Here is a 19,083-nt window from a genome sequence, read left to right on the forward strand (position 1 = left end):
CGGGACCCGGGGCAGCGCGTCCGCGGCGGCGACGGCGAGCGCGACCGCCAGGTGGTGACGGCCCCGTACGTGGGCGCGCTCGTGTGCGAGGACCGCGTCGACGGCCCCGGGGCCGAGGCGGCGCAGACCGGTGGCGGCCACGACGATCCCCCGACGACCGCCGCCGAGGGAGAACGCGACCGGGTCGTCGCACGGGATCCACCAGACGCCGTCGCGGACCTCGGCGACGGCACGCAACGCTCCGGACCGTTCGGTCAGGTGCCGTCGCTGCCGACGCAGCGACGCCGCGAACAGGACCGCGACCCGGGCCAGCAGGGCCAGCAGCGTGACACCGACGAGGAGCCGGACCAGCAGCAGCCAGGGGATCTCGGTGCCCCGCGCCAGCGCGCGCCAGCACACGACCGCGACACCCAGCATCCCGTCGGGCACGGACGGGTCGGGCAGCACGAGCACCGCGGCGGCGGTGACCGCCGACCCCGCCGCCGCGAGCAGCGTGACCACCCAGGCGGACAGGGCGAGGCCCGGATGCACCCGCGGGTCCGCGGTCGGCCGCAGGTAGGCGGGCCCGGTGACACCGAGGGCGACCGCGGCCAGCAGCAGACCGAGGGCGACGGTCACGGGCCGTCCCGCTCGCGGGACAGGGCCCGGCGCAGGAACTCCGACTCCCCCTCGTCCATCCCGCGGGCGAAGTGCAGCAGGACCCCGCGCGGGTCGCCGAGCGAGTCGAGCATGTCGCGCAGCATCTCCGCGCCGGCCTCCTCGCGTGCCCGCGCCGGGGTGTAGACCCAGGCCCGCCCCGCGCGCTCGCGGCGCACCCAGCCCTTGCCGTGCAGGTTGTCCAGCACGGTCATGACCGTCGTGTAGGCGAGCGGCCGCTCGGCAGCGAGTGTCGTGTGGACGGCACGGACGGTCCGGGGGCCGCCGGCATCCCACAGGGCCGCCATCACACGGCTCTCGAGCTCACCCAGACCGGCCACCGCACCTCCTGCTACTGCAGGGCCAGGGTACGGATGACCGCACGGGCCGCCTCGCCGCCCGCCTCCAGCGCCGTCCCCACCGCGCGGGGCACGTCGAGGTCGTCGAGCAGCGCGTCGCGCACCGCGTCCACCGCGGCGGCCGAACCGGGCTTGCGCCCCGCTGCGACATAGAGCTCCTCCAGCCGGCCGGTCGCGAGCGCGAGGTCCTCGGACCGGTACTCCCACGGCTGTGCCCACGGCCGGTCCAGCAGGAACAGCCGCACCGCGGCCCCCGGGGTGTCGGCGAGCAGGTCCTGCACCAGCACGAGGTTGCCGGTGGACTTGGCCATCTTGGCACCGTCGACGGACACGATCCCGGCCCGGAACCCACGTCGGGCGAACAGGCCCGCGCCGGTCGCGGCCGCGGCCATCGCCGACTGGTACGCGTGGTGCGGGAACGCCAGATCGGCGCCGCCCGCGAGCACGTCGACGACACCACCGAGGGTCGCCAGGGCCATCGCGGCGCACTCGGCGTGCCAGCCCGGGCGTCCCGGCCCCCACGGGCTCGGCCAGGCCGGATGGTCGCCGTCGGCGGGCTTCCACAGCGGCACGTCGAACGGGTCGTCCCGGTGCGGGTCGCGGGGATCGTCGCCGTACTCGGCGGACAGGGCCAGTGCGGTGTCGCGGTCCAGGCCCGCCGCGTCCGGGACGCCGGCGCCACGGAAGTACACCGCGCCGTCGCGCTCGTAGGCGGCGCCGGTGACCAGCAGCACCGCGGCCAGCGCGATCACGTGCTTCACGTGGTGGCGCGCGTGCGGGGCGTGGTCGGGCGGGGCCACCTGGAGGTCGGCCATGGTGCGGTCGAACCAGAACTCCTGGCGCAGGCCGAACTCGTCGTAGCCGACCCGGCGCTCGGCGGCGGTACGGGTGAGGACGTCGTCGACGTCGGTCACGTTGCGGGCCACCCGGGTCGGCGTGCCGGTCGCCCGCACGACCCGGGTCAGCACGTCGGACCAGACGAACGTCGAGGCGTGCCCCAGATGGGTGACGTCGTAGGGGGTGATCCCGCACACGTAGACCCGGGCAGGCGCCGACAGCGGCAGCGACGCCCCTGCCAGCGCGAACGCGGCGCCTCCACCCCCGTCGCTCCCGACCGTGCCGTCCGCCTCGAACTGGTCCATACCGGCCATCCTCACCGATTCCCCGACGCCCGGGGAAGGGCTCCCCGGACCGGTCGTCGACATCGTGATCACGGGCGGTCTACCGTTTCACGGCGTAATGTACGTACATTGACGTCGACCGGAAGGTCCGCACCATGGCGCCCACCGCCGATCGTGCCTCCTCGACCACCGACGCACCCACCGCGTCCTTCACCGACCGGGCCCGCGACCGTCTCCCCGGACTCGCCGTCGCCCTGCTCGTCGCCGCCGTCGCCACGGCGGCCGGGACCGAGACACCCGTGATCGGCGGGCCGGTGTTCGGGATCGTGCTCGGGGTACTCGTCGCGACCGTGCTCCGGCCCGGCGACCGGCTCCGGCCCGGGCTGGCCTTCGCCTCCCGTCCGGTCCTGCAGACCTCGATCGTGGTGCTCGGCCTGACGTTGTCCCTGGCCCAGATCGCCCACGTCGGACTCACCTCACTGCCGGTCATGCTCGGCACGCTCGCCGTGGCCCTCGCCGGCGCCTGGGGACTCGGACGACTGCTCGGGGTGCGGGGCGACGCCCAGCTCCTCATCGGCGTCGGTACCGCGATCTGCGGGGCGTCCGCCATCGCGGCGACCCAGGCCGTGATCCGGGCGAAGGAGTCGCAGGTCGCCTACGCCATCGGCACGATCTTCACCTTCAACGTGGTCGCCGTGCTGACCTTCCCCCAGCTCGGCCATCTGATGGGCCTGGCGCCGCACGCGTTCGGCCTCTGGGCGGGCACGGCGATCAACGACACGTCCTCGGTCGTCGCCGCCGGATACGCCTTCGGCGGTGACGCCGGGCCCTACTCGGTCATCGTGAAGCTGACCCGGACACTGATGCTGATCCCGATCGTGCTCGTGCTCGCCACCCGGGTCGCCCGGCGGGATGCCGAAGCGGCCGGCGAGCGGACCCACTCGCTCCCGTGGCGCAAGCTCGTCCCGACCTTCCTGATCGGGTTCGTCGTCGCCTCCGCCCTGACCAGCGCCGGACTGGTGCCCGAGGCCTGGCACCCGGCGATCACCACGATCGGCACGTTCCTGATCACGACGGCGCTGGCCGGGATCGGGCTGTCGATGCGCCTGTCCGACCTCCGTCGCGCCGGTCCGCGTCCGCTGCTGCTCGGCGCGGGTCTGTGGATCCTGGTCGGGGCGAGCAGCCTGCTGCTGCAGGCGGTGACCGGAACCCTGTGACCCCGGTCAGTCGGCCGTCCAGGTGCAGCCCCCGGTGAGGACGACCGACTCCCCGTCCAGGAACCGTGCGGCGGCCGCGCCGTGCAGCCGGGCGCTGGCGATCTCGACACCGTCGGCCGCGGTGCGCGTGTAGCCGCACTCGGCGCCGGATCCCGGGCCGTCCGTGGCCCAGGTGCCGGGCTCGATGTCGGTCCCGGCCCGGTGGACGCCCTGCCCGGCCTCGCGTGCGGGCGCCGGCGCGGCCTGGTGGGTCGCCGTCGCCCCGGCGGGCTCGTCGGCCACCACGAACGACCGGACCAGCAGCAACGGCACGACGAGTGCGAGCAGCACCCATGGCCACAGCACGGTGCGTTGCCCGGAGGCCTCGCGCTCCGCGTAGTACCGCTCGTACGGCCCGTTCCTGCCCATGCACCCGCCTCACGTCCCGACCTCACTCTGCAGATCGAAGCGGACCCCGGGATGCGTTACCGGCGTCCCGCCATGTGGTCCCAGAAGTACCCCCTGGGGTATATTTGCGGTCTCGCTCCTCCGAAAGGGTTCCCATGACCGCCCAGCCCACCACCCGCACCGTGACCCCCGCAGCCCTGCGCGAGTGGTCCGAGCCGCTGGTCATCGACGTGCGCAGTGCCGCCGAGTTCGAGGCGCAGCACATCCGCGGCTCGTACCACGTCCCGCTGAACACCCTCGCCGAGCACACGGCCGAGCTCGCCCGCCACCTCGACGACCCGTCGTCGCCGCTGGTGCTCGTCTGCCAGTCCGGCGTGCGGGCCGAGCAGGGCCGCAGGCACCTGGCCGCCGCCGGGCTGGACCGCGCCCACGTGCTCGACGGCGGGGTGGCCGCCTGGGTCGCCGCAGGTCACGAGGTCGTGCGGGGGCGCACCGCGTGGGCCCTGGAGCGGCAGGTCCGGCTCGTCGCCGGGTCCCTGGTGCTGACCGGGATTCTCGGCGGACGCCTCGCCACACCGAAGCTGCGGCTGCTCGCGGGCGGCATCGGCGCCGGGCTCACCTTCTCCGCGCTGAGCAACACCTGCGCCATGGGGGCGGCGCTGGCGAGGCTGCCGTTCAACCGCGACGTCACCGAGCCGGCGGCCGCCGCCGTCGTCGAGCAGGTCCGGCGCCGGGAGCCCGGCCCCGTCCGCTGATCCGTCCCGGACGGCCGGGCCGGGATCAGATCGCCGGGTTCGCCACCATGCCCGAGCCGAGGGCCAGCGACAGCAACGCGAGCATCACGAGCAGCACCCCCATGAGCAGCCACGCCTCGCCGAGCCCCTGCCGCCGGGCCCGCCGCGCGAGCGCCGCCTGCTCGGCCGCGGAGGCCACCGGCAGCGACGCCCGCACGCCGAACCGGGCGTCCAGGTCGGCGGCGGTGGTGATCCCGCCGAGCACCTCGTCGACCGGGCCGTCGGCGACGATCCGGCCGCCGAGCAGGAGCGCGACCCGGTCACCCAGGTCCCGTGCCAGGTGCAGGTCGTGGGTGACGACGAGTGCCGTCGCGTCCGCGGCACGCCGGCGCACGGCGCGCACGACCTGCTCGCGGTTGTGCAGGTCCATGGCCGGCCCGGGGTCGTCGAGCACCAGCAGCTGCGGCGCGCCGACCAGGGCCCTCGCGAGCGCGGCCCGCCGGCGCTGCCCCGCCGACACCGCCGACGGCAGCGCGGTGGCGTGGTCGGCCAGGTCGAACTCGTGCAGGATCCGCCAGGTCGCGGCGTCGGCGTCGGGCGCCCCGGCCGCCCGCAGCGGGTAGGCGACGTTGTCGAACAGCGTCAGCGACGCGAACAGCGACGCGTCGTAGACCGAGGACCCGCCGAGCAGGACCCCCATCCGGCGACGCAGCCCGGCCAGCTCGGCGTCGCGCAGACCGGCGACCGCGTGACCGTCCACCAGGGTCTCGCCCGACTCGGGCGCGTAGAGCCCGAGCAGGATCCGCACCAGCGTCGTCTTGCCGACGCCGGACGGACCGAGCAGGACGGTCGTGCGGCCGGGTGGCAGCTCGAGGTCGATCCCCTCGAGCACGGGCTCGGCGTCGAAGGACATCCGGACCGCGCGGAACGAGACCGCCGGTGCCGTCGGGACCAGTACGTCGTCGATCATCGTCACCCCCTCGGGTGACGAACCCTAGGGTCGGGTGGAGCAGCGTGTACAGACATCCGCTGTGCGGCCGGAGGCTAGCCTGCCCCGCATGGTCTCCCCCGTGGACGAACCACGCCCGCCCCGGCCCCGCCGCACCCAGGGCGAGCGCCGGGCCAGCAGCCGGGCGATCATTCTCGCCGCCGCGTTGGAGGAGCTCTACGAGAACGGCTACGCGCACTCCACGACCGTCACCGTGCAACGCCGTGCCGGGGTGTCGCGCGGGCGGCTGCTGCACCACTTCCCCAGCCGCGAGTCGCTGCTCATCGCCGCCGCGCAGTACCTGGTCGTCGAGCAGATCGCCGACATGGAGCAGTGGGTGCCGGCCTCGGAGTACGGCCGCACCGCCGGGCCCGGACGGTGCGACCGGGCGGTCGAGCTGCTGTGGGACACCTTCGCGCAGCCGTACTTCTGGGCGTCGATGGAGCTGTGGGCCGCCGCCCGGACCAACACCGACATCCGGAACGAGCTGTTCCCCGCCGAGCGACGCATGGGCGTCGCGCTGACCCATGTCGTCGCAACGATGTTCGGGCCGGTGCTGTCCAGCCATTCCGACTTCGACGAGTGCCGTGAGCTGCTGTTCACCAGCATGCGCGGGGTCGCGTTGACCTACGCGATCCACCCACGTGACCACCGGACCGACCCGCACCTCGCGAGCTGGAAGCGCCTGGCCCGCCGGATGCTCGACGTTCCCGACGAGGATCCGGCGGGCGGCACCGACGGCTAGGAGACGCCGGCGAACTCCAGCGCCTCGGCCCAGCTCGCGCGCTTCGAGATCAGCCGCTTGTACTTCATGATCTGGGTGGGTCGGTCGATCGTGATCGTCCCGACCAGCCGGTCGCCGCGCCGGTAGAGCGCGAGGAACCGGTCGTCGCCCAGCTCGGAGGACACGACCCGGATCTCGTCGGCGGCCGGGCGGCCGACGAACTGGATCCGGCTGGAGTACCAGTCCGACCAGAAGTACGGCACGGTCCCGAGCTCGGTGGCGTTCGCCGGATCGAGCGCGTTCTTCGCGGCCAGCGCGCCCTGCTCCGCGGCCGTCGTCCAGTGCTCCAGGCGCATGACCTCGCCGTCGAACAGGTGGTTCGGGAAGTGCACGACGTCGCCCGCGGCGTACACACCGTCGGCGGCGCGCAGGGTGGCGTCGGCGACGACGCCCCGGTCCCGCTCGTGCAGCTCGACGCCGGACCCCGCCAGCCATTCCGTGCAGGGGGACACGCCGATGCCGACGACCACCAGGTCCGCCGGGACCACCTCGCCCGAGCCCAGCCGGACGCCGGTGACGGCGCCGTCGGCGGAGGACTCCAGCCCGTCGACCGTCTCGCCGCAGCGTAGGTCGGTGCCGTGCTCGCGGTGCAGATCCGCGCAGGCCGTGCCCATGTCCTCGCCGACCGAGCGGACCAGCGGGACCGGCAGCGTCTCGACGATCGTGGCGGACAGGCCGCGCTTGCGCGCCGAGCTCGCCACCTCCGAGCCGATGAACCCGGCACCGATCACGACGGTGCGGGCGCCCGCGTCCAGCGCGGACCGCACGGCGAGCGCGTCGTCCCAGGTCCGCAGGGCGTGCACGCCGGTCAGGTGCTCCGTGCCGGGCAGCATCCGGGCCGCTCCCCCGGTGGCGACGACGAGCGCGTCGTAGGAGACCTCGGACCCGTCGCCGATGCCGACCAGCGTCGCGCCGGTGTCCAGCGACGTGGCCGGGCTGCCGAGCCGCAGCTCCACCCCCAGCTCGTCACGCAGGTGCTCCTCGGTCCGGTACCGCGGGTCGGCGGGCTCCTCACCGGTGTCGTCGAGGAACGCCTTGGACAGCGGCGGGCGGTCGTAGGGAAGGTGCCGCTCGGCGCCGACCAGCGTGATCCGGCCCGTGTGGCCGGCCCGGCGGGCGGACTCGACGGCACGGATCCCGGCGAGCGACGCCCCGACGACGACGAGGTGCTCCACGGTGGTCCTCCTCGGGAACGAGCAGACGCCGGGGGTGGCGGCCCCCGGCGTCCGCGGTGCGGTGGTGCGGGTCAGCTCTCGACGAGGCGCAGGGCCTCGGTCGGGCAGGAGGCGATCGCCGCCTCGCAGGCCGCGCGGTGCTCGTCGGACGGGGTGGCGTCGAGGATGTCGAGCGACCCGTCGTCACGCACCTCGAACAGCTCCGGCGCCTCGGCCTCGCAGAGGCCGAGCCCGCTGCACTTGCTCTCGTCCAGCTCGATACGAAGACCCATCACGTCTCCAGGGAGAATCGGAACGGCATGCGCTTCACCCCGCGCATGAAGTTGGTGCCCAGCAGCTCGGGCTCACCGACCTCGAACTGCGGGATGCGGAACAGCAGCTCGCGGAACAGCGCCTTCAGCATGGACTTGGCGAGCTGGTTGCCCAGGCAGAAGTGGACACCGCCGCCGCCGAACCCGGTGTGCGCCTTCGCGTTCTCCCGCGACAGGTCGAACTGCTCCGGGTTGTCGAAGACCTTCTCGTCCATGCAGCCCGACGGGTAGAACATGACGACCTTGTCGCCGGGGACGATCTTCTTGCCGCCCAGCTCGGTCTCGACGACCGCGGTGCGACGGAAGGTCATCACCGGGCAGGCGTACCGGACGAACTCCTCGATGGCGCCCGAGATCCGGCCGTCGTAGTCCTCCATGAGCCACTGCTTCTGCTCGGGGAACTGGGTGAAGGCGCGGACGGTGAACGACGAGGTGTGCCGGGTGGTGTCGGTACCGGCGACGGCCATGAGCACGAAGAACGAGCCGATCTCGAACTCGTCGAGCTTCTGCCCGTCGACCTCGGCGTTGATCAGCGAGGTGATCAGGTCGTCGGAGGGCTCGGCGGTCTTGAGCTCGATCAGCTCGGTGGCGATGTCGTGCAGGTTCGTCGCGGCCTGCACCTGCACCTCGTCGGCCTGGCGGCCGGCGAGCACCTCGTCGTCGGCCCAGGCGACGATGTCCGCCGCGTTCTTCTCTGTGGCCTCGCGCAGGTGCTCCGGGATGCCCATGATGTCGCAGAAGATCCGGGTGGGCAGGACCTTCGCGACGCTGGTGACGAAGTCGATCTCGCCGGAGGTCTCGGCGACGACGCCGTCGACGACCTCCTTCGCCGCGAGCGCGATCTTGTCGTCGATCAGCGCGATCTGCCTCGGCGTGAACGCCGAGGCGACCAGCTTGCGCAGCCGGTCGTGCTTCGGGTTGTCCATCGCCAGGAAGGACTGGGTCAGCTCGAGGAAGATCGGCGGGAGCAGGTCGAACAGCACGCCCTGGCCCGAGATGTAGGTGTCGTTGTCCCGGGAGACCTTCACGATGTCGGCGTGGCTGACCACGGCCCAGTAGCCCGGGTCGTCGGGGTCGGGGGTGACCGCGTCGTCGACGGGCCGCTGCCAGGACACCGGCTGCTCACGGCGCAGGACCTTGAAGGTCTCCTCGCGCTGTTCGGAGGTCTGGTTCCAGAACGCCTTGGTGGAGATGTCGACCGGGTAGTGCTCGGGCTTGCCCTCGCTGGTGGCCGGGATCATGTCCACGGCGTCCGGGTCGTACATCTCCGACTCGAAGTCGGTGGCGTCGAAGGTGGCGGTCATCGGATCTCCTCCGAGCCCTGCGGTCTGCTCCGCGGGCGGAAAGCTGGCGACACACGGTCGGGGACAGTGTGCGGAGACGGGTGGGGAGCGGGCGTCACCCCGGGAGGGCGACGTCGTACCCCCAACGGGAGAGGGAGGGGCCCTCCCCGGCACGGGCGGTCGCCGGGGAGGGCCCGGGAGGGTGCTCGGCGTCGAGCTTCGGCCGGTCGACCGCCGGCCTCAGTCCTCGGCGTGGCTGAGCAGCACGTCGTACGGACGGGCGTCGCGGGTGCCGGACAGGTCGAGGTGGACGTTCTTCTCCTCGACGTAGGGGTCCAGCGCGCGCGGGCCGAGCTCGCGGCCCACACCGGACTGCTTGTACCCGCCGAAGGGCACCTCGCAGTTGATCTGGTGCGCGTCGTTGATCCAGACCGAGCCGGCCTTGATCTTCTCGGCGACGTCCAGGGCACGGGAGTTGTCGCGGCTCCACACCGACGACGCGAGCCCGTACTGGGTGTCGTTGGCCAGGGCGACGCCCTCGGCCTCGGAGCCGTAGCGGATGACCGACAGCACCGGGCCGAAGATCTCCTCGCGGGCGATCCGCATGTCGTTGCGGACGCCGGTGAAGATGGTCGGCTGGATCCAGTGGCCGCCCTCGTACCCCTCGACGTGGGCCTCTCCGCCGCCCAGGACGGCGGTGGCGCCCTCGTCCTTGCCGGACTGGATCAGCTCGAGGATGCGGTCCTTCTGCTTCGCCGAGACGACCGGACCCATGTCGGTCTCCCAGTCCCGGGTGTCCCCGAGCTGGATGGTGGAGGCCCGGGCGACCATGCGCTCCACGAACTCGTCGTGCAGCGAGTCCGGCAGCAGCAGCCGGGTCATCGACTCGCAGACCTGGCCGGAGTAGAGCATGCAGCCGTACAGCACGCCGTCGACGGCGATGTCCAGGTCGGCGTCGTCGAGGACCAGCGCCGGCGACTTGCCGCCGAGCTCCAGGGTCACCGCCTTCACCGTGCCCGAGGCCAGGCGCATGATCTCGCGCCCGACGTCGGTGGACCCGGTGAAACCGATCTTGCCGACGCCCGGGTGCGACGCCAGGCGGGCGCCCGCGTCCGGGCCGGGGCCCGGGACGACGTTGAACACGCCCGGCGGCAGCCCGCACTCCTCGGCGATCCGGGCGAACTCCAGCGCCGACAGCGGCGTCTTCTCGTCCGGCTTGAGGATCACCGAGTTGCCGACGGCCAGGGCCGGCGCGAACTTCCACAGCGACAGCAGCAGCGGGAAGTTCCACGGTGCGATCGCGCCGACCACGCCGATCGGCTCCTTGCGGAGCGTCGACTGGCCGAGCACCGGGAACGTCGCCCGCGGCATGGGCGTCTCGAACTCGTAGCGCTCCGCCAGACCGGCGAAGTACTCGAGGTGCGGGGCGCAGTAGCCGACGTGGAAGCCGGTGGCCTGGCGCACGGTGGCGCCGTTGGCCATGATCTCCAGCTCGACCATCTCGTCGAGCCGCTCGCCGAGCCGGTCCGCGATGGCCCGCATCACCGAGGCGCGGTGCGCGGGGGTGGCGCGGGACCAGCCGCCGTCGTCGAAGGCGGCCTGGGCCGCGTCCACGGCCGCGTCGACGGCCGCCGCCCCGCCCGACGCCGCGGTGGCGACGAGCTCGCCGTTCTGCGGGTCGCGGATCTCCAGGTGGTCGCCTCCGTCCACGGCCTTGCCACCGATGTGCATCGGGAAGTGGCGGACCGTCGTCCCGGCGGTCATGCGGTCGGGTCCAGGACGATCTTGGTGGCCTCGCGCTCCTCGAACATCCGGTACGCCTCCGTCGCCTGCGACATCGGCATCCGGTGCGAGACGAACCGGCTCGGGTCGAGCTTGCCGGCCGCGATGAGCGCCAGCGTCTCGTCCATGTAGTTCGTGATGTTCGCGACGCCCTGGGCGATGGTGACGCCCTTGAGGTACAGGTCGCCGAAGGGCAGCTCGATGGTGTCCTCGGTGTACACACCGGGGATCGAGATCGCGCCGCCGGAGCGCACCAGGGTGCACGCCGACAGCAGCGCCGACGGGTGCCCGACGGCGTCGATCACGACGTCCGCCCCGCGCCAGTCGGTGAGGTCCTGGACCGCGTCGGCGGGGTCGGTCTCGTCGGCGTTGACCGGGATCGCGCCGATGGCCTCCGCCTCCTTGAGCCGGGACGGGACCTTGTCCACGACGACGGTCTGGGACGCGCCCAGCACGTTCGCCGCCATCGCGGCGCACAGTCCCACCGGGCCGGCCCCGACCACGGCGACGGTGTCCCCGGGCTGGATGAACTTGCGCACGGCCTCGTAGCCGGTGGCCATGATGTCGCCGACGAAGAGCTTGTCCTCGTCGTTGCCCCTGCCCTCCTCGGGCAGCTTGCGCAGGGTGCGGTCCGCGTTCGGAACGATCACGTACTCGGCCTGGCCGCCGGACAGGCCACCGAAGGTGACGCCGAGCCCGAAGATCATCGTCCCGAAGCACTGGCCGGGGCGGTTACGTCGGCAGTTGTAGCAGTGCCCGCAGCTGACCACGCACGACGCGACGGCCCGGTCGCCCTCGGAGATCAGGCCGACACCCGATCCGACGGCCTCGACGGTGCCGAGGAACTCGTGGCCGAGGACGACGTCGTCCTCGATCACGATGCGCCCCTCGTAGGGGTGCAGGTCGGTACCGCAGATCGCCGTGAGGTCGACCCGCAGCAGGACGTCACCGGGGTCGGTGATCTCCGGCTTCGGGACCTCCATGACCTCGATCTTGTGCGGCTCGCGGAGTACGACCGCCTTCATGGTCGCCATCGGATCGGCGTCCTTCCTCTGCTCTGGGGTGGGGGGAGGTCAGGCGGTCGCGGAGGCGTCCTTCTCGGCGACCAGCTCGCGGTACATCGGGAACAGCGGCTTGGTCAGCGGGACCAGCTTCAGGATCTTGTTGACCGGGCCCTTGGCCTTGACCTCACCCTTGGCCAGCCCGACGGCGAGGTTGTACTCACCACGCCAGAACTTGTCACCGGTGTCGGCGCGCATCATCAGGGTGATGTCGGCCTTGTCGTCGTCGGCGCCGGTGTGGACCTCCATGGCGGGGTCGTGCATCTTGACCCACATCTCGGTGTCCGGGTCGGTGTAGAGCACCCGCAGGTTGATGCCGGCCGCGCGCATCTTCGGCCCGGACTCGGGGTGGTCGTTCGCCGCGCGGAACACACCGCCGATGTACGTGTCGACCTCGGTGCTGTCGGCGAAGAAGGCCATCTCGATCTCCTCGTTGAGTGCTGGTGCGGACACCCGGAGCGGGCGCCGTCGGTGGTAGCAATGCTGTCCGGGAGCGAGGGGGGTCACATCGCTCCCGGGGGGTGGTTCCGTGCTCCTTACGGATGCACGGTGCGTGACGGGCGGCTCCACGGGGTGACCGCCGTCCGCGTGTGTCAGACCCGGGCGCCCTCGGCGTACTGCGCGCGCAGCTCACCCTTGACGAGCTTCCCGGTCGCGCTGCGGGGCAGCTCGGCGGCGAAGTCGACGCTGCGCGGGGCCTTGTAGTGGGCGATCCGCGCGCGGACGAACTCCAGCAGCTCGGCCTCGAGCTCCGGGCAGCCCTCGACGCCCTCGGGGGTCTGCACGACGGCCTTGACCTGCTCGCCCATCTCCGGGTCGGGCACGCCGATGACGGCGACGTCGTAGACCTTCGGGTGCAGGGTGAGGACGTCCTCGACCTCCTGCGGGTAGATGTTCACCCCACCTGAGATGATCATGAACGCCTTGCGGTCGGTGAGGAACAGGTAGCCGTCGTCGTCGACGTAGCCGACGTCGCCGGTGGTGGACCAGTTCTCGTGCTCGGGATGGCGCGCGTCGCGGGTCCGCTCGGGGTCGTTGTGGTACTCGAACGGCGGGACGTCGCGTTCGAAGTAGACGGTACCGACCTCGCCGGTCGGGAGCTCCGTGCCGTCGTCGTCGCACACCCGGATGACGCCGAGGCCCGCCTTGCCCACGCTGCCGGGCTTCTCCGCCCAGGCCGCCGAGTCGATGAAGGTGACGCCGTTGCCCTCGGTCGAGGAGTAGTACTCGTGCAGGACCGGGCCCCACCAGTCGATCATCTTCTGCTTGACGTCGACCGGGCACGGCGCCGCCGCGTGCACGGCCACCCGCAGCGACGACAGGTCGTGACCTCGACGGATCTCCTCGGGGAGCTTGAGCATCCGCACGAACATCGTCGGCACGAACTGGCCGTGCGTGACCCGGTAGCGCGCCAGGTGCTCCAGGGTGTCCTCGGGCCGGAACCTCTGCGCCATGACGACGGTGCCGCCGAGGGCGTGCACGATGCCGCCGAAGCGCAGCGGCGCGGCGTGGTAGACCGGCGACGGGGAGTAGTAGACGGTGTCCTCGCCGAACTCGTACATCGGGCCGAACACCGCGGTGTAGAGGTCACCGGGCTCGTCGACCTGGATCGTCGGCAGCGCGGGCTTGATGCCCTTGGGCCGGCCGGTGGTGCCCGAGGAGTAGAGCATGTCCGCACCGCGGGGCTGCTCGGGCAGCGGCCCGTCCGCGGCCAGCTCCATCGCCGCGCCGAGGGACTCGTAGCCCTCGACCGCGCCCCCGAAGGCGAAGCGCCGCTCGACACCGGAGGTCCGCTCCACCAGCGCTTCGGCGAGCTCCCGCTTCGCCGCCGCCGCGAACAGGACCTTCGCACCGCAGTCGGTGGCGATGTAGGCGGCCTCGTCCGGGGACAGGTGGTGGTTGATCCCGGTGACGTAGAGGCCCGAGCGCAGCGCGGCCCAGTAGATCTCGAAGACCTCGGGGGCGTTGTCGGAGACGAACGCGACGTGGTCGCCGCGGCGCAGTCCGGCGTCGCGCAGGACGTGGGCGATCCGGCGCGAACGGTCGTCGAGCTCGGCGTAGGTCGTGGTACGGCCGGTCTCGGGCTGGACGACCGCCGGGTGGTCGGGCCGGGTGCGCGCATGGGTCCCTGGGAACACGGGCTGCTCTCCCCTTCGAGAGTGGATCGCAGCGGCGCCGGGCGAGGCACCGCCGTCGCAGCCCGCATCGTGTCGGCACGCTGTGTGACCCGGCATCCCTCCCGGGGGGGTGGTTCCTCCCCCGCTCGGGTACGCGGGCCGGTCAGGCGGTGCGGCGGTCCCGGTTCCGGCCCGCGAGGTGCCCGGCGATCGCGCCCATGATCACCGCGGTGAGCAGGGTGAGGACCAGCTGCGTGGGGTCGAGCTCCCCGGTGCCGAGCACGACCAGCGGCAGCACGAGCAGGTACCCGGCGACGGCGGCGCCGGCGCCGTGCACACGTGGGTCGACGGCGTCGCCGATCCGGTAGCCGGCCAGCACGAACGCGACGACCGCGGTGATGATCAGCCAGGCCGGGCCGACCACCGGGATCCGCGCGCCCAGCGGCGCGGCGAGGCCGCCGATCACCAGCACGCTGAACGCCAGTGAGGCACCGCGGACCAGGCTGACCCAGTCCACTCGGTCGGAGAACCAGTCGAACCCCGGGACGGCCACGAGGTCTCCCTTCGGTCGGCTCAGCGCAGGTGTCGCAGCGCGGAGGGTGTCAGCAGCGGAACGGTCCCCACCACCAGCAGCACCATCGCCGGGACGGTCTCCCAGCGCCCCGCCGAGGCGAGGAGCACCACCGACACAACGGACAGGACGACCGCGGGGTAACGGGCCGCGCGGCGGCGCAGCGCCAGGCCGGCGCCCGCCGCGACGAGCAGCACCGCGAGCAGGAGCAGCAGCCACGCGGGGTACGGCGCCGTCGTCCCGAGCTCGACGACGGGGGCGCCCTGCCCGGCCAGCGTGCTCGCGGTGTCCTCGTCGACCGTCGACTCGGGCCGCAGGCCCGCCCATGCGACGGCCGGCAGCACCGCGGTCAGCATCCACGCGGCGGCCGACACCACCAGTGCCCACGGCATCGTGGACCGGCTCCGCACCTGCTCGCCCATGGCCGCAGGCTAGAGCTCCCGTCCGTTCGCACGGACCCCTCCACGCGTCGGGACACCCACTACGGGAGAGGGAGTCACCACCCCCGGGAGACGAGCGGCCCGCCGCGACGGCGTCCACTGGTGTGGTGACGGGACCCGTGTCCGGCGCGTCCCCCCGCGGACCCGCGATCGACTTCACCGACGTCACGACGACGATCGACGACACCCCGGTGCTGTTCCGGCTCGGCCTGCACCTGGCGCCCGGCACCGTCACCGTCCTGATGGGACCGTCCGGCTCGGGCAAGACCACCCTGGTCCGTCACCTCGCCGGGCTCGTCGCCCCGGGCCGGGGCACCGTCACGGTCGACGGGGTCGACGTGCACGCGGCGGGCGAGGCGCAGCTGCGACAACTCCGGCGCGGCATGAGCGTGCTGTTCGGCGGGCCGTCGGTCTTCGAGTCGTCGCTGTTCGGCTCGCTGTCGGCCTACGACAACCTCGCCTACGCCCTCGACGGCCGCGGCCTGTCCCCGGAGCGGGTCGAGCGGATCGCGATGCACCGGCTGCGCGAGATGCGGCTGCACGACCGCGCCGACACGCTGCCCGCCGAGCTGCCCGCGCACGGGCGCAAGCGGCTGGCGATCGCCCGCACGCTCGCCGTCGAGGCTCCGGTGCTCGTCCTGGACGAGCTGGAGACCGGGCTGGACGCCGCGCACGCGGACACGCTCGTCGCGGCCGTCCGGGAGCAGCACGAGCGCACGGGGGCGACGGTGCTGGTCACCACGCACGACATCGCGCTGGCCCGGGAGCTGGCCGACACCGTGGCGATCCTGTGCCACGGCCGGATCGTGGCCTGCGGGCCGCCGTCGGAGCTGCTGCACGGCGTCGCCGACGCCGACGACTTCGACCGCCGCTTCCGCATCTCGGACTTCCTCGGCCCGCCCGACCCGGAGGCGACCCGCGCCGAGCTGGACGGACCGCGCCGCCGCTCCCGCACGATCGAGCTGGACCCGCGGCTGCTGGTACCGGCACTCGTGGTGCTGGCGCTGGTCACCTCGTACTGCCTGTTCCTGCTGCTCACCCGCTGAGCCCCACCCCACCGACCCCCACCGTCCGGAGGAACCGTGCCCACCCCGTCCCGCCACCGTGCCGCCCTGCTCCTCGCCGCGGCCGCCCTCACCCTCGGCGCCTGTTCGTCCCCCGGGCCCGCGGCCCCCGAGGAGCGGTTCACCCTCTCCGGCGGCGACACGACCGTCGACGTCGTCACCTCGGCGGCCGGCGCGGTGCTCGCCGACGGGCAGGGCCGGGTGCTGTACGCGCGCGTCCCGGCCGGGGACTGCACCGGTGACTGCCTCGCGCAGTGGCCGGCCTATGTCGCCGACGGCGTGCCGCACCCCGCCGACCCGGCGCTGAACCCGCTGCGCACCGACGTGCTGGGCACCACCCCGACGGCCGGCGGCGGGCAGGTGGTGACCTACGCCGGGCATCTCCTGCACCGCTTCGCGGGCGACGCGGCCCCGGGTGCGGTGACCGGCCAGGGCGTCGAGGCCTTCGGCGGGACCTGGATGCCGCTGAACCCGGACGGCGACCCGGTCCCGGCGGCGGCCGTCCGCTGACCCGCGCGGGAGAGCCCCGGCCGGATCCCGGCCGGGGCTCTCCCCGGGTCGGCGGTGCCGTGACGGCCTCACAGCAGCGGTGCGAGCACCCCGATCACGACGAACGCGACGCCGACCACCAGGCAGGCCGTCGCGCCGCGGCGGATGACGGCGATCCGGTGCTGCTGCAGCTCGGCGGGCATCCCCGGGACGGCGCCGAGGCCCGCCGCGTGCCGGCGTCCCGCCCACCCCATCAGGGCGAGCAGGACGCCGAGACCCGCGAAGGTCAGGACGGTCCAGGCAGGACTCACCCGCCACCGCCCGTCGCGGGCGGGACCGTCTGCGGTGTGCCCGACGGCAGGCCCGGGCTCGCGCCGGTGGGGGCGGTGTCCGGGTCGGCGGGGCGGTAGTCGTCGGCGTAGCGGACGTCGCCTCCTCCCAGTGAGTCGGTCATCCACTGTCCCCAGAGAGCGATCCGGCGGTCGAACAGGACGAGCTCGCGGAGCCGGTCCTTCACCTGGTCGAAGTTCGCCGGGACGCCCGGGGTCACAGCGCCGGACCGGCCGACGTTCCAGCCGAACTGGTTCTGCACCGGGCCGAACACCTGGCCGGCCGGGGCGCCGAAGGCGGCCTTCGCGTAGTCGGGCTGGAGCTGGTCGGCGCTGATCGGGCCCAGGGCGCCGCCGTTCGCGCGGGTGGCGTTGTCGATGGTGCTGGCCCGCGCGACGGTCGCGAAGTCGGCGCCGCCCCGCAGGTCGGCGGCGATCTTCTCGGCGGCCTCCTTGCTGGCGACGACGATGTTGGACAGGTCGCGCTTCTCCGGGGTCCCGAGCCGCTCGGCGTAGCGCGGGAACTCGGCACGCAGGTCGTCGTCGGTGACGGTCACGTCCTTGGTGACCCGGTCGAACAGCTCGCCGACCACCATCTGCTGGCGGACCTCGGTCATCACCTTGTCCTCGGTGGTGCCGACGTTGCCGAGGACCTTGATGAAGTCGTCGCGCGCGCCGGGGCCGTTGCCGAGCTGCTGGGTGATGTACTGGTCGAGGGTCTGGCGGACCTTCGCGTCGGCGATGCCGACGCCCATCTCGGTCGCCCGGTCCTCCAGCACCATGCTCAGCGCGACGGCCTTGGCGGCGTCCCGGCGGAAGCCGTCCATCTTCACCGGGTCCTCGACCGGGGGCTGGACGCCGTAGAGCGCCCGCAGGGTCTGCACCCGGTCGTCGAGGTCGGTGACGGTCACGACCCGGTCGCCGACGGCCAGCGCCGCGCCGTCGGGGACCTGCTGCATCCTCCACCAGACCCCGCCGCCGATCCCGGCGACGAGTGCCAGGACGAGGACGCCCGCCACGATCCGGCCGGTCCAGGTGTTCCGGACCCGGTCGAGGGCGGCGCCGGCGATCCACGCCAGTGTGGACTTGACTCGCATCACATCACTCCAACGAGCTTCTCCCGGGCGGGGGTACTCGGATCTCCCCCACCGCCCGGGGTCCCGGCCGTGCCGTGCGCGGGCGGGAACGCCCGCACGACGAGCCGCGCGGCCAGGTAGGACAGCAGTACGGACAGCGCCAGGAGCAGACCGAACTCGCGCATGAGGGCGAGGTCGGACAGCGCCAGCACGGCGAACCCGGTGCCCGAGGTGAGGGCGGCCAGGGTCACCGCGGTCCGCAGGCGCGGGTCGCGCGTGCGGACGGCGTCGCAGGTCATGACGGTGAACTCGCAGCCGACGGCGGCGGTCAGCGACCCGAGCGCGACGGTGAGCGGGTTCAGCGGGATGCCGAACGCCCAGAGGATGAACAGGTTGGCGCCGGTCGCGAGCACGGCGGCCAGCCCGGCCCGCAGCGCGTCGCGGCGGTGCCGCAGCCCGAGGGCGAGCACCAGCGTCGCCGCGACCAGACCGGCGGTGCCGGCGAGGTAGCGGTCGGCCGAGACGAGCTCGTAGCCCTGCACCGCGACGGCGGGCAGCCCGGACACCTCGGCGACGAAGCCGGGCGGGGCCGGGGGGAGCTCGGCGGTGATCGCGTCGGTGAGGTCGCGGAGCCGGTCGAGGTCGTCGAGCCGGACACCGAACGACAGCACCGCGACCTCGCCGTCGGGCCGCAGCACGGCCCCGGTGAGGTACGGCGGCAGCAGCCGGACCCCGGCGCGGATCTGCTCCTGGTCCGGGGTGGGGCCGAGGAACGACAGCAGCGACGGCGCCGACAGCGCGGGCCGCGCCTCGTCGCCGTGCAGGCGCACGATCTGCTGCTGGGCCGTGGTCATCCACTGCCAGGCCTGGGGGGTGAGGACGTCGCCCGTCCCGTCGGTGGAGCGCAGGACGACGGCGAGCTCGCCGCCGGAGCCGAGGACCTGCTCGACCCGGGTGGCGTCGTCGACGGCGGGCAGACCCGCCGAGAGCGCGTCGACGCTGGTCTGCAGGGGCAGGAAGGGCAGCGTGGCCCAGCCGCCGACCGCGACCAGCCCGGCCAGGACGACCGCGACCAGCCGCGACCGGCCCGGGCGGGTGACCGGCCCGGGCCCGTCCGGCACCGCCACGTCGTCGCCGGCGGGTGCACCGGCGTCGGCCG

The 19,083-nt window shown here is 73.3% G+C and carries 21 protein-coding genes and 1 pseudogene; 5 read left to right on the forward strand and 17 right to left on the reverse strand.

Going from position 1 to position 19,083, the window contains the following annotated elements; all coding sequences use genetic code 11:
- The 3 genes from GTW08_RS06335 to GTW08_RS06345 all read right to left on the reverse strand — a co-directional run.
- Positions 1-618: M48 family metalloprotease (locus GTW08_RS06335; RefSeq protein ID WP_161151566.1), on the reverse strand; the 618-nt coding region annotated here is incomplete at its 3' end.
- Positions 615-977, reverse strand: a complete 363-nt coding sequence (locus GTW08_RS06340; RefSeq protein WP_073575659.1) for a BlaI/MecI/CopY family transcriptional regulator — start codon at positions 975-977, stop codon at positions 615-617. The genes GTW08_RS06335 and GTW08_RS06340, both read right to left, overlap by 4 nt.
- 11 nt (positions 978-988) lie before the next feature.
- A complete protein-coding gene (locus tag GTW08_RS06345) occupies positions 989-2,137 on the reverse strand; it encodes a cysteine--tRNA ligase (protein WP_202416489.1) in 1,149 nt (382 codons plus the stop codon).
- Between the two features lie 134 nt (positions 2,138-2,271).
- Between GTW08_RS06345 and GTW08_RS06350 the strand changes: the two genes are divergently transcribed.
- Complete coding sequence (locus tag GTW08_RS06350) at positions 2,272-3,333, forward strand: YeiH family protein (RefSeq protein ID WP_073575658.1); 1,062 nt, start codon at positions 2,272-2,274, stop codon at positions 3,331-3,333.
- 6 nt (positions 3,334-3,339) lie between these two features.
- On the opposite strand, the gene GTW08_RS06355 is transcribed toward GTW08_RS06350, so the two are convergent.
- On the reverse strand, positions 3,340-3,741 hold the full coding sequence (locus GTW08_RS06355) for a hypothetical protein (protein ID WP_073575656.1): 402 nt from the start codon (positions 3,739-3,741) through the stop codon (positions 3,340-3,342).
- 134 nt (positions 3,742-3,875) lie between these two features.
- On the opposite strand from GTW08_RS06355, the gene GTW08_RS06360 reads away from it, so the two are divergent.
- Complete coding sequence (locus GTW08_RS06360; protein ID WP_073575655.1) at positions 3,876-4,475, forward strand: rhodanese-like domain-containing protein; 600 nt, start codon at positions 3,876-3,878, stop codon at positions 4,473-4,475.
- 25 nt (positions 4,476-4,500) lie between these two features.
- On the opposite strand, the gene GTW08_RS06365 is transcribed toward GTW08_RS06360, so the two are convergent.
- Positions 4,501-5,424 (reverse strand): ATP-binding cassette domain-containing protein, encoded by a 924-nt coding sequence (locus GTW08_RS06365; protein ID WP_139282807.1) that lies wholly within the window; start codon positions 5,422-5,424, stop codon positions 4,501-4,503.
- 88 nt (positions 5,425-5,512) lie between these two features.
- Here GTW08_RS06365 and GTW08_RS06370 point away from each other — a divergent pair, with 88 nt between their 5' ends.
- Positions 5,513-6,187: a TetR/AcrR family transcriptional regulator gene (locus GTW08_RS06370; protein WP_073575653.1), complete on the forward strand. Its 675-nt coding sequence runs from the start codon at positions 5,513-5,515 to the stop codon at positions 6,185-6,187.
- Here the strand turns inward: GTW08_RS06370 and GTW08_RS06375 are convergent.
- The 9 genes from GTW08_RS06375 to GTW08_RS06415 form a co-directional block, all read right to left on the reverse strand.
- Positions 6,184-7,401, reverse strand: a complete 1,218-nt coding sequence (locus GTW08_RS06375; RefSeq protein ID WP_073575652.1) for an NAD(P)/FAD-dependent oxidoreductase — start codon at positions 7,399-7,401, stop codon at positions 6,184-6,186. The genes GTW08_RS06370 and GTW08_RS06375 overlap by 4 nt on opposite strands.
- A 71-nt stretch (positions 7,402-7,472) precedes the next feature.
- Positions 7,473-7,673 (reverse strand): ferredoxin, encoded by a 201-nt coding sequence (locus GTW08_RS06380; RefSeq protein ID WP_062399393.1) that lies wholly within the window; start codon positions 7,671-7,673, stop codon positions 7,473-7,475.
- A complete protein-coding gene (locus GTW08_RS06385) occupies positions 7,673-9,016 on the reverse strand; it encodes a cytochrome P450 (RefSeq protein ID WP_083658621.1) in 1,344 nt (447 codons plus the stop codon). The genes GTW08_RS06380 and GTW08_RS06385 overlap by 1 nt, the downstream gene beginning before the upstream one ends.
- A 219-nt stretch (positions 9,017-9,235) precedes the next feature.
- Positions 9,236-10,759, reverse strand: coding sequence for an aldehyde dehydrogenase family protein (locus GTW08_RS06390; RefSeq protein ID WP_073575649.1), 1,524 nt, complete (start codon positions 10,757-10,759; stop codon positions 9,236-9,238).
- A complete protein-coding gene (locus tag GTW08_RS06395; RefSeq protein ID WP_083658620.1) occupies positions 10,756-11,811 on the reverse strand; it encodes an alcohol dehydrogenase catalytic domain-containing protein in 1,056 nt (351 codons plus the stop codon). Before GTW08_RS06395 ends, GTW08_RS06390 begins: the two co-directional genes overlap by 4 nt.
- 39 nt (positions 11,812-11,850) lie before the next feature.
- The gene (locus GTW08_RS06400) at positions 11,851-12,291 is read right to left on the reverse strand and encodes an SCP2 sterol-binding domain-containing protein (RefSeq protein ID WP_253067746.1); all 441 of its coding nucleotides are present in this window, start codon (positions 12,289-12,291) and stop codon (positions 11,851-11,853) included.
- 140 nt (positions 12,292-12,431) lie between these two features.
- A complete protein-coding gene (locus tag GTW08_RS06405) occupies positions 12,432-13,976 on the reverse strand; it encodes an acyl-CoA synthetase (protein ID WP_073575648.1) in 1,545 nt (514 codons plus the stop codon).
- Positions 13,977-14,118: 142 nt separating this feature from the next.
- A complete protein-coding gene (locus tag GTW08_RS06410; protein WP_253067744.1) occupies positions 14,119-14,508 on the reverse strand; it encodes a hypothetical protein in 390 nt (129 codons plus the stop codon).
- Between the two features lie 20 nt (positions 14,509-14,528).
- The gene (locus GTW08_RS06415) at positions 14,529-14,948 is read right to left on the reverse strand and encodes a hypothetical protein (RefSeq protein WP_161151567.1); all 420 of its coding nucleotides are present in this window, start codon (positions 14,946-14,948) and stop codon (positions 14,529-14,531) included.
- A 125-nt stretch (positions 14,949-15,073) separates the two neighbouring features.
- Between GTW08_RS06415 and GTW08_RS06420 the strand changes: the two genes are divergently transcribed.
- Together GTW08_RS06420 and GTW08_RS32865 are read left to right on the forward strand one after the other, a co-directional pair.
- Positions 15,074-16,012, forward strand: coding sequence for an ATP-binding cassette domain-containing protein (locus tag GTW08_RS06420; RefSeq protein WP_161151568.1), 939 nt, complete (start codon positions 15,074-15,076; stop codon positions 16,010-16,012).
- A gap of 36 nt (positions 16,013-16,048) precedes the next feature.
- Positions 16,049-16,540: a hypothetical protein gene (locus GTW08_RS32865; protein WP_073575644.1), complete on the forward strand. Its 492-nt coding sequence runs from the start codon at positions 16,049-16,051 to the stop codon at positions 16,538-16,540.
- A gap of 68 nt (positions 16,541-16,608) precedes the next feature.
- Here GTW08_RS32865 and GTW08_RS06430 read toward each other — a convergent pair whose 3' ends face one another.
- The 3 genes and pseudogenes from GTW08_RS06430 to GTW08_RS06440 all read right to left on the reverse strand — a co-directional run.
- Entirely contained in the window at positions 16,609-16,830 is a 222-nt protein-coding gene (locus GTW08_RS06430; protein ID WP_073575642.1) for a hypothetical protein, read from the reverse strand.
- A complete protein-coding gene (locus tag GTW08_RS06435; protein ID WP_073575904.1) occupies positions 16,827-17,945 on the reverse strand; it encodes a peptidyl-prolyl cis-trans isomerase in 1,119 nt (372 codons plus the stop codon). The genes GTW08_RS06430 and GTW08_RS06435 overlap by 4 nt, the downstream gene beginning before the upstream one ends.
- Positions 17,945-19,083: pseudogene (locus tag GTW08_RS06440) on the reverse strand (RND transporter); the annotation flags it as partial. The gene GTW08_RS06435 and the pseudogene GTW08_RS06440, both read right to left, overlap by 1 nt.

Source organism: Pseudonocardia sp. SID8383 (assembly GCF_009864975.1).
Taxonomy (GTDB): Bacteria; Actinomycetota; Actinomycetes; order Mycobacteriales; family Pseudonocardiaceae; genus Pseudonocardia; species Pseudonocardia alni.

What these genes read in the sequence shown, in the direction of transcription:
- GTW08_RS06345 (WP_202416489.1), bottom strand. Translation starts at nt 2,137, where the DNA reads ATGGACCAGTTCGAGGCGGACGGCACGGTCGGGAGCGACGGGGGTGGA.
- GTW08_RS06350 (WP_073575658.1), top strand. Translation starts at nt 2,272, where the DNA reads ATGGCGCCCACCGCCGATCGTGCCTCCTCGACCACCGACGCACCCACC.
- GTW08_RS06355 (WP_073575656.1), bottom strand. Translation starts at nt 3,741, where the DNA reads ATGGGCAGGAACGGGCCGTACGAGCGGTACTACGCGGAGCGCGAGGCC.
- GTW08_RS06360 (WP_073575655.1), top strand. Translation starts at nt 3,876, where the DNA reads ATGACCGCCCAGCCCACCACCCGCACCGTGACCCCCGCAGCCCTGCGC.
- GTW08_RS06365 (WP_139282807.1), bottom strand. Translation starts at nt 5,424, where the DNA reads ATGATCGACGACGTACTGGTCCCGACGGCACCGGCGGTCTCGTTCCGC.
- GTW08_RS06370 (WP_073575653.1), top strand. Translation starts at nt 5,513, where the DNA reads ATGGTCTCCCCCGTGGACGAACCACGCCCGCCCCGGCCCCGCCGCACC.
- GTW08_RS06380 (WP_062399393.1), bottom strand. Translation starts at nt 7,673, where the DNA reads ATGGGTCTTCGTATCGAGCTGGACGAGAGCAAGTGCAGCGGGCTCGGC.
- GTW08_RS06385 (WP_083658621.1), bottom strand. Translation starts at nt 9,016, where the DNA reads ATGACCGCCACCTTCGACGCCACCGACTTCGAGTCGGAGATGTACGAC.
- GTW08_RS06390 (WP_073575649.1), bottom strand. Translation starts at nt 10,759, where the DNA reads ATGACCGCCGGGACGACGGTCCGCCACTTCCCGATGCACATCGGTGGC.
- GTW08_RS06395 (WP_083658620.1), bottom strand. Translation starts at nt 11,811, where the DNA reads ATGGCGACCATGAAGGCGGTCGTACTCCGCGAGCCGCACAAGATCGAG.
- GTW08_RS06415 (WP_161151567.1), bottom strand. Translation starts at nt 14,948, where the DNA reads ATGGGCGAGCAGGTGCGGAGCCGGTCCACGATGCCGTGGGCACTGGTG.
- GTW08_RS06435 (WP_073575904.1), bottom strand. Translation starts at nt 17,945, where the DNA reads ATGCGAGTCAAGTCCACACTGGCGTGGATCGCCGGCGCCGCCCTCGAC.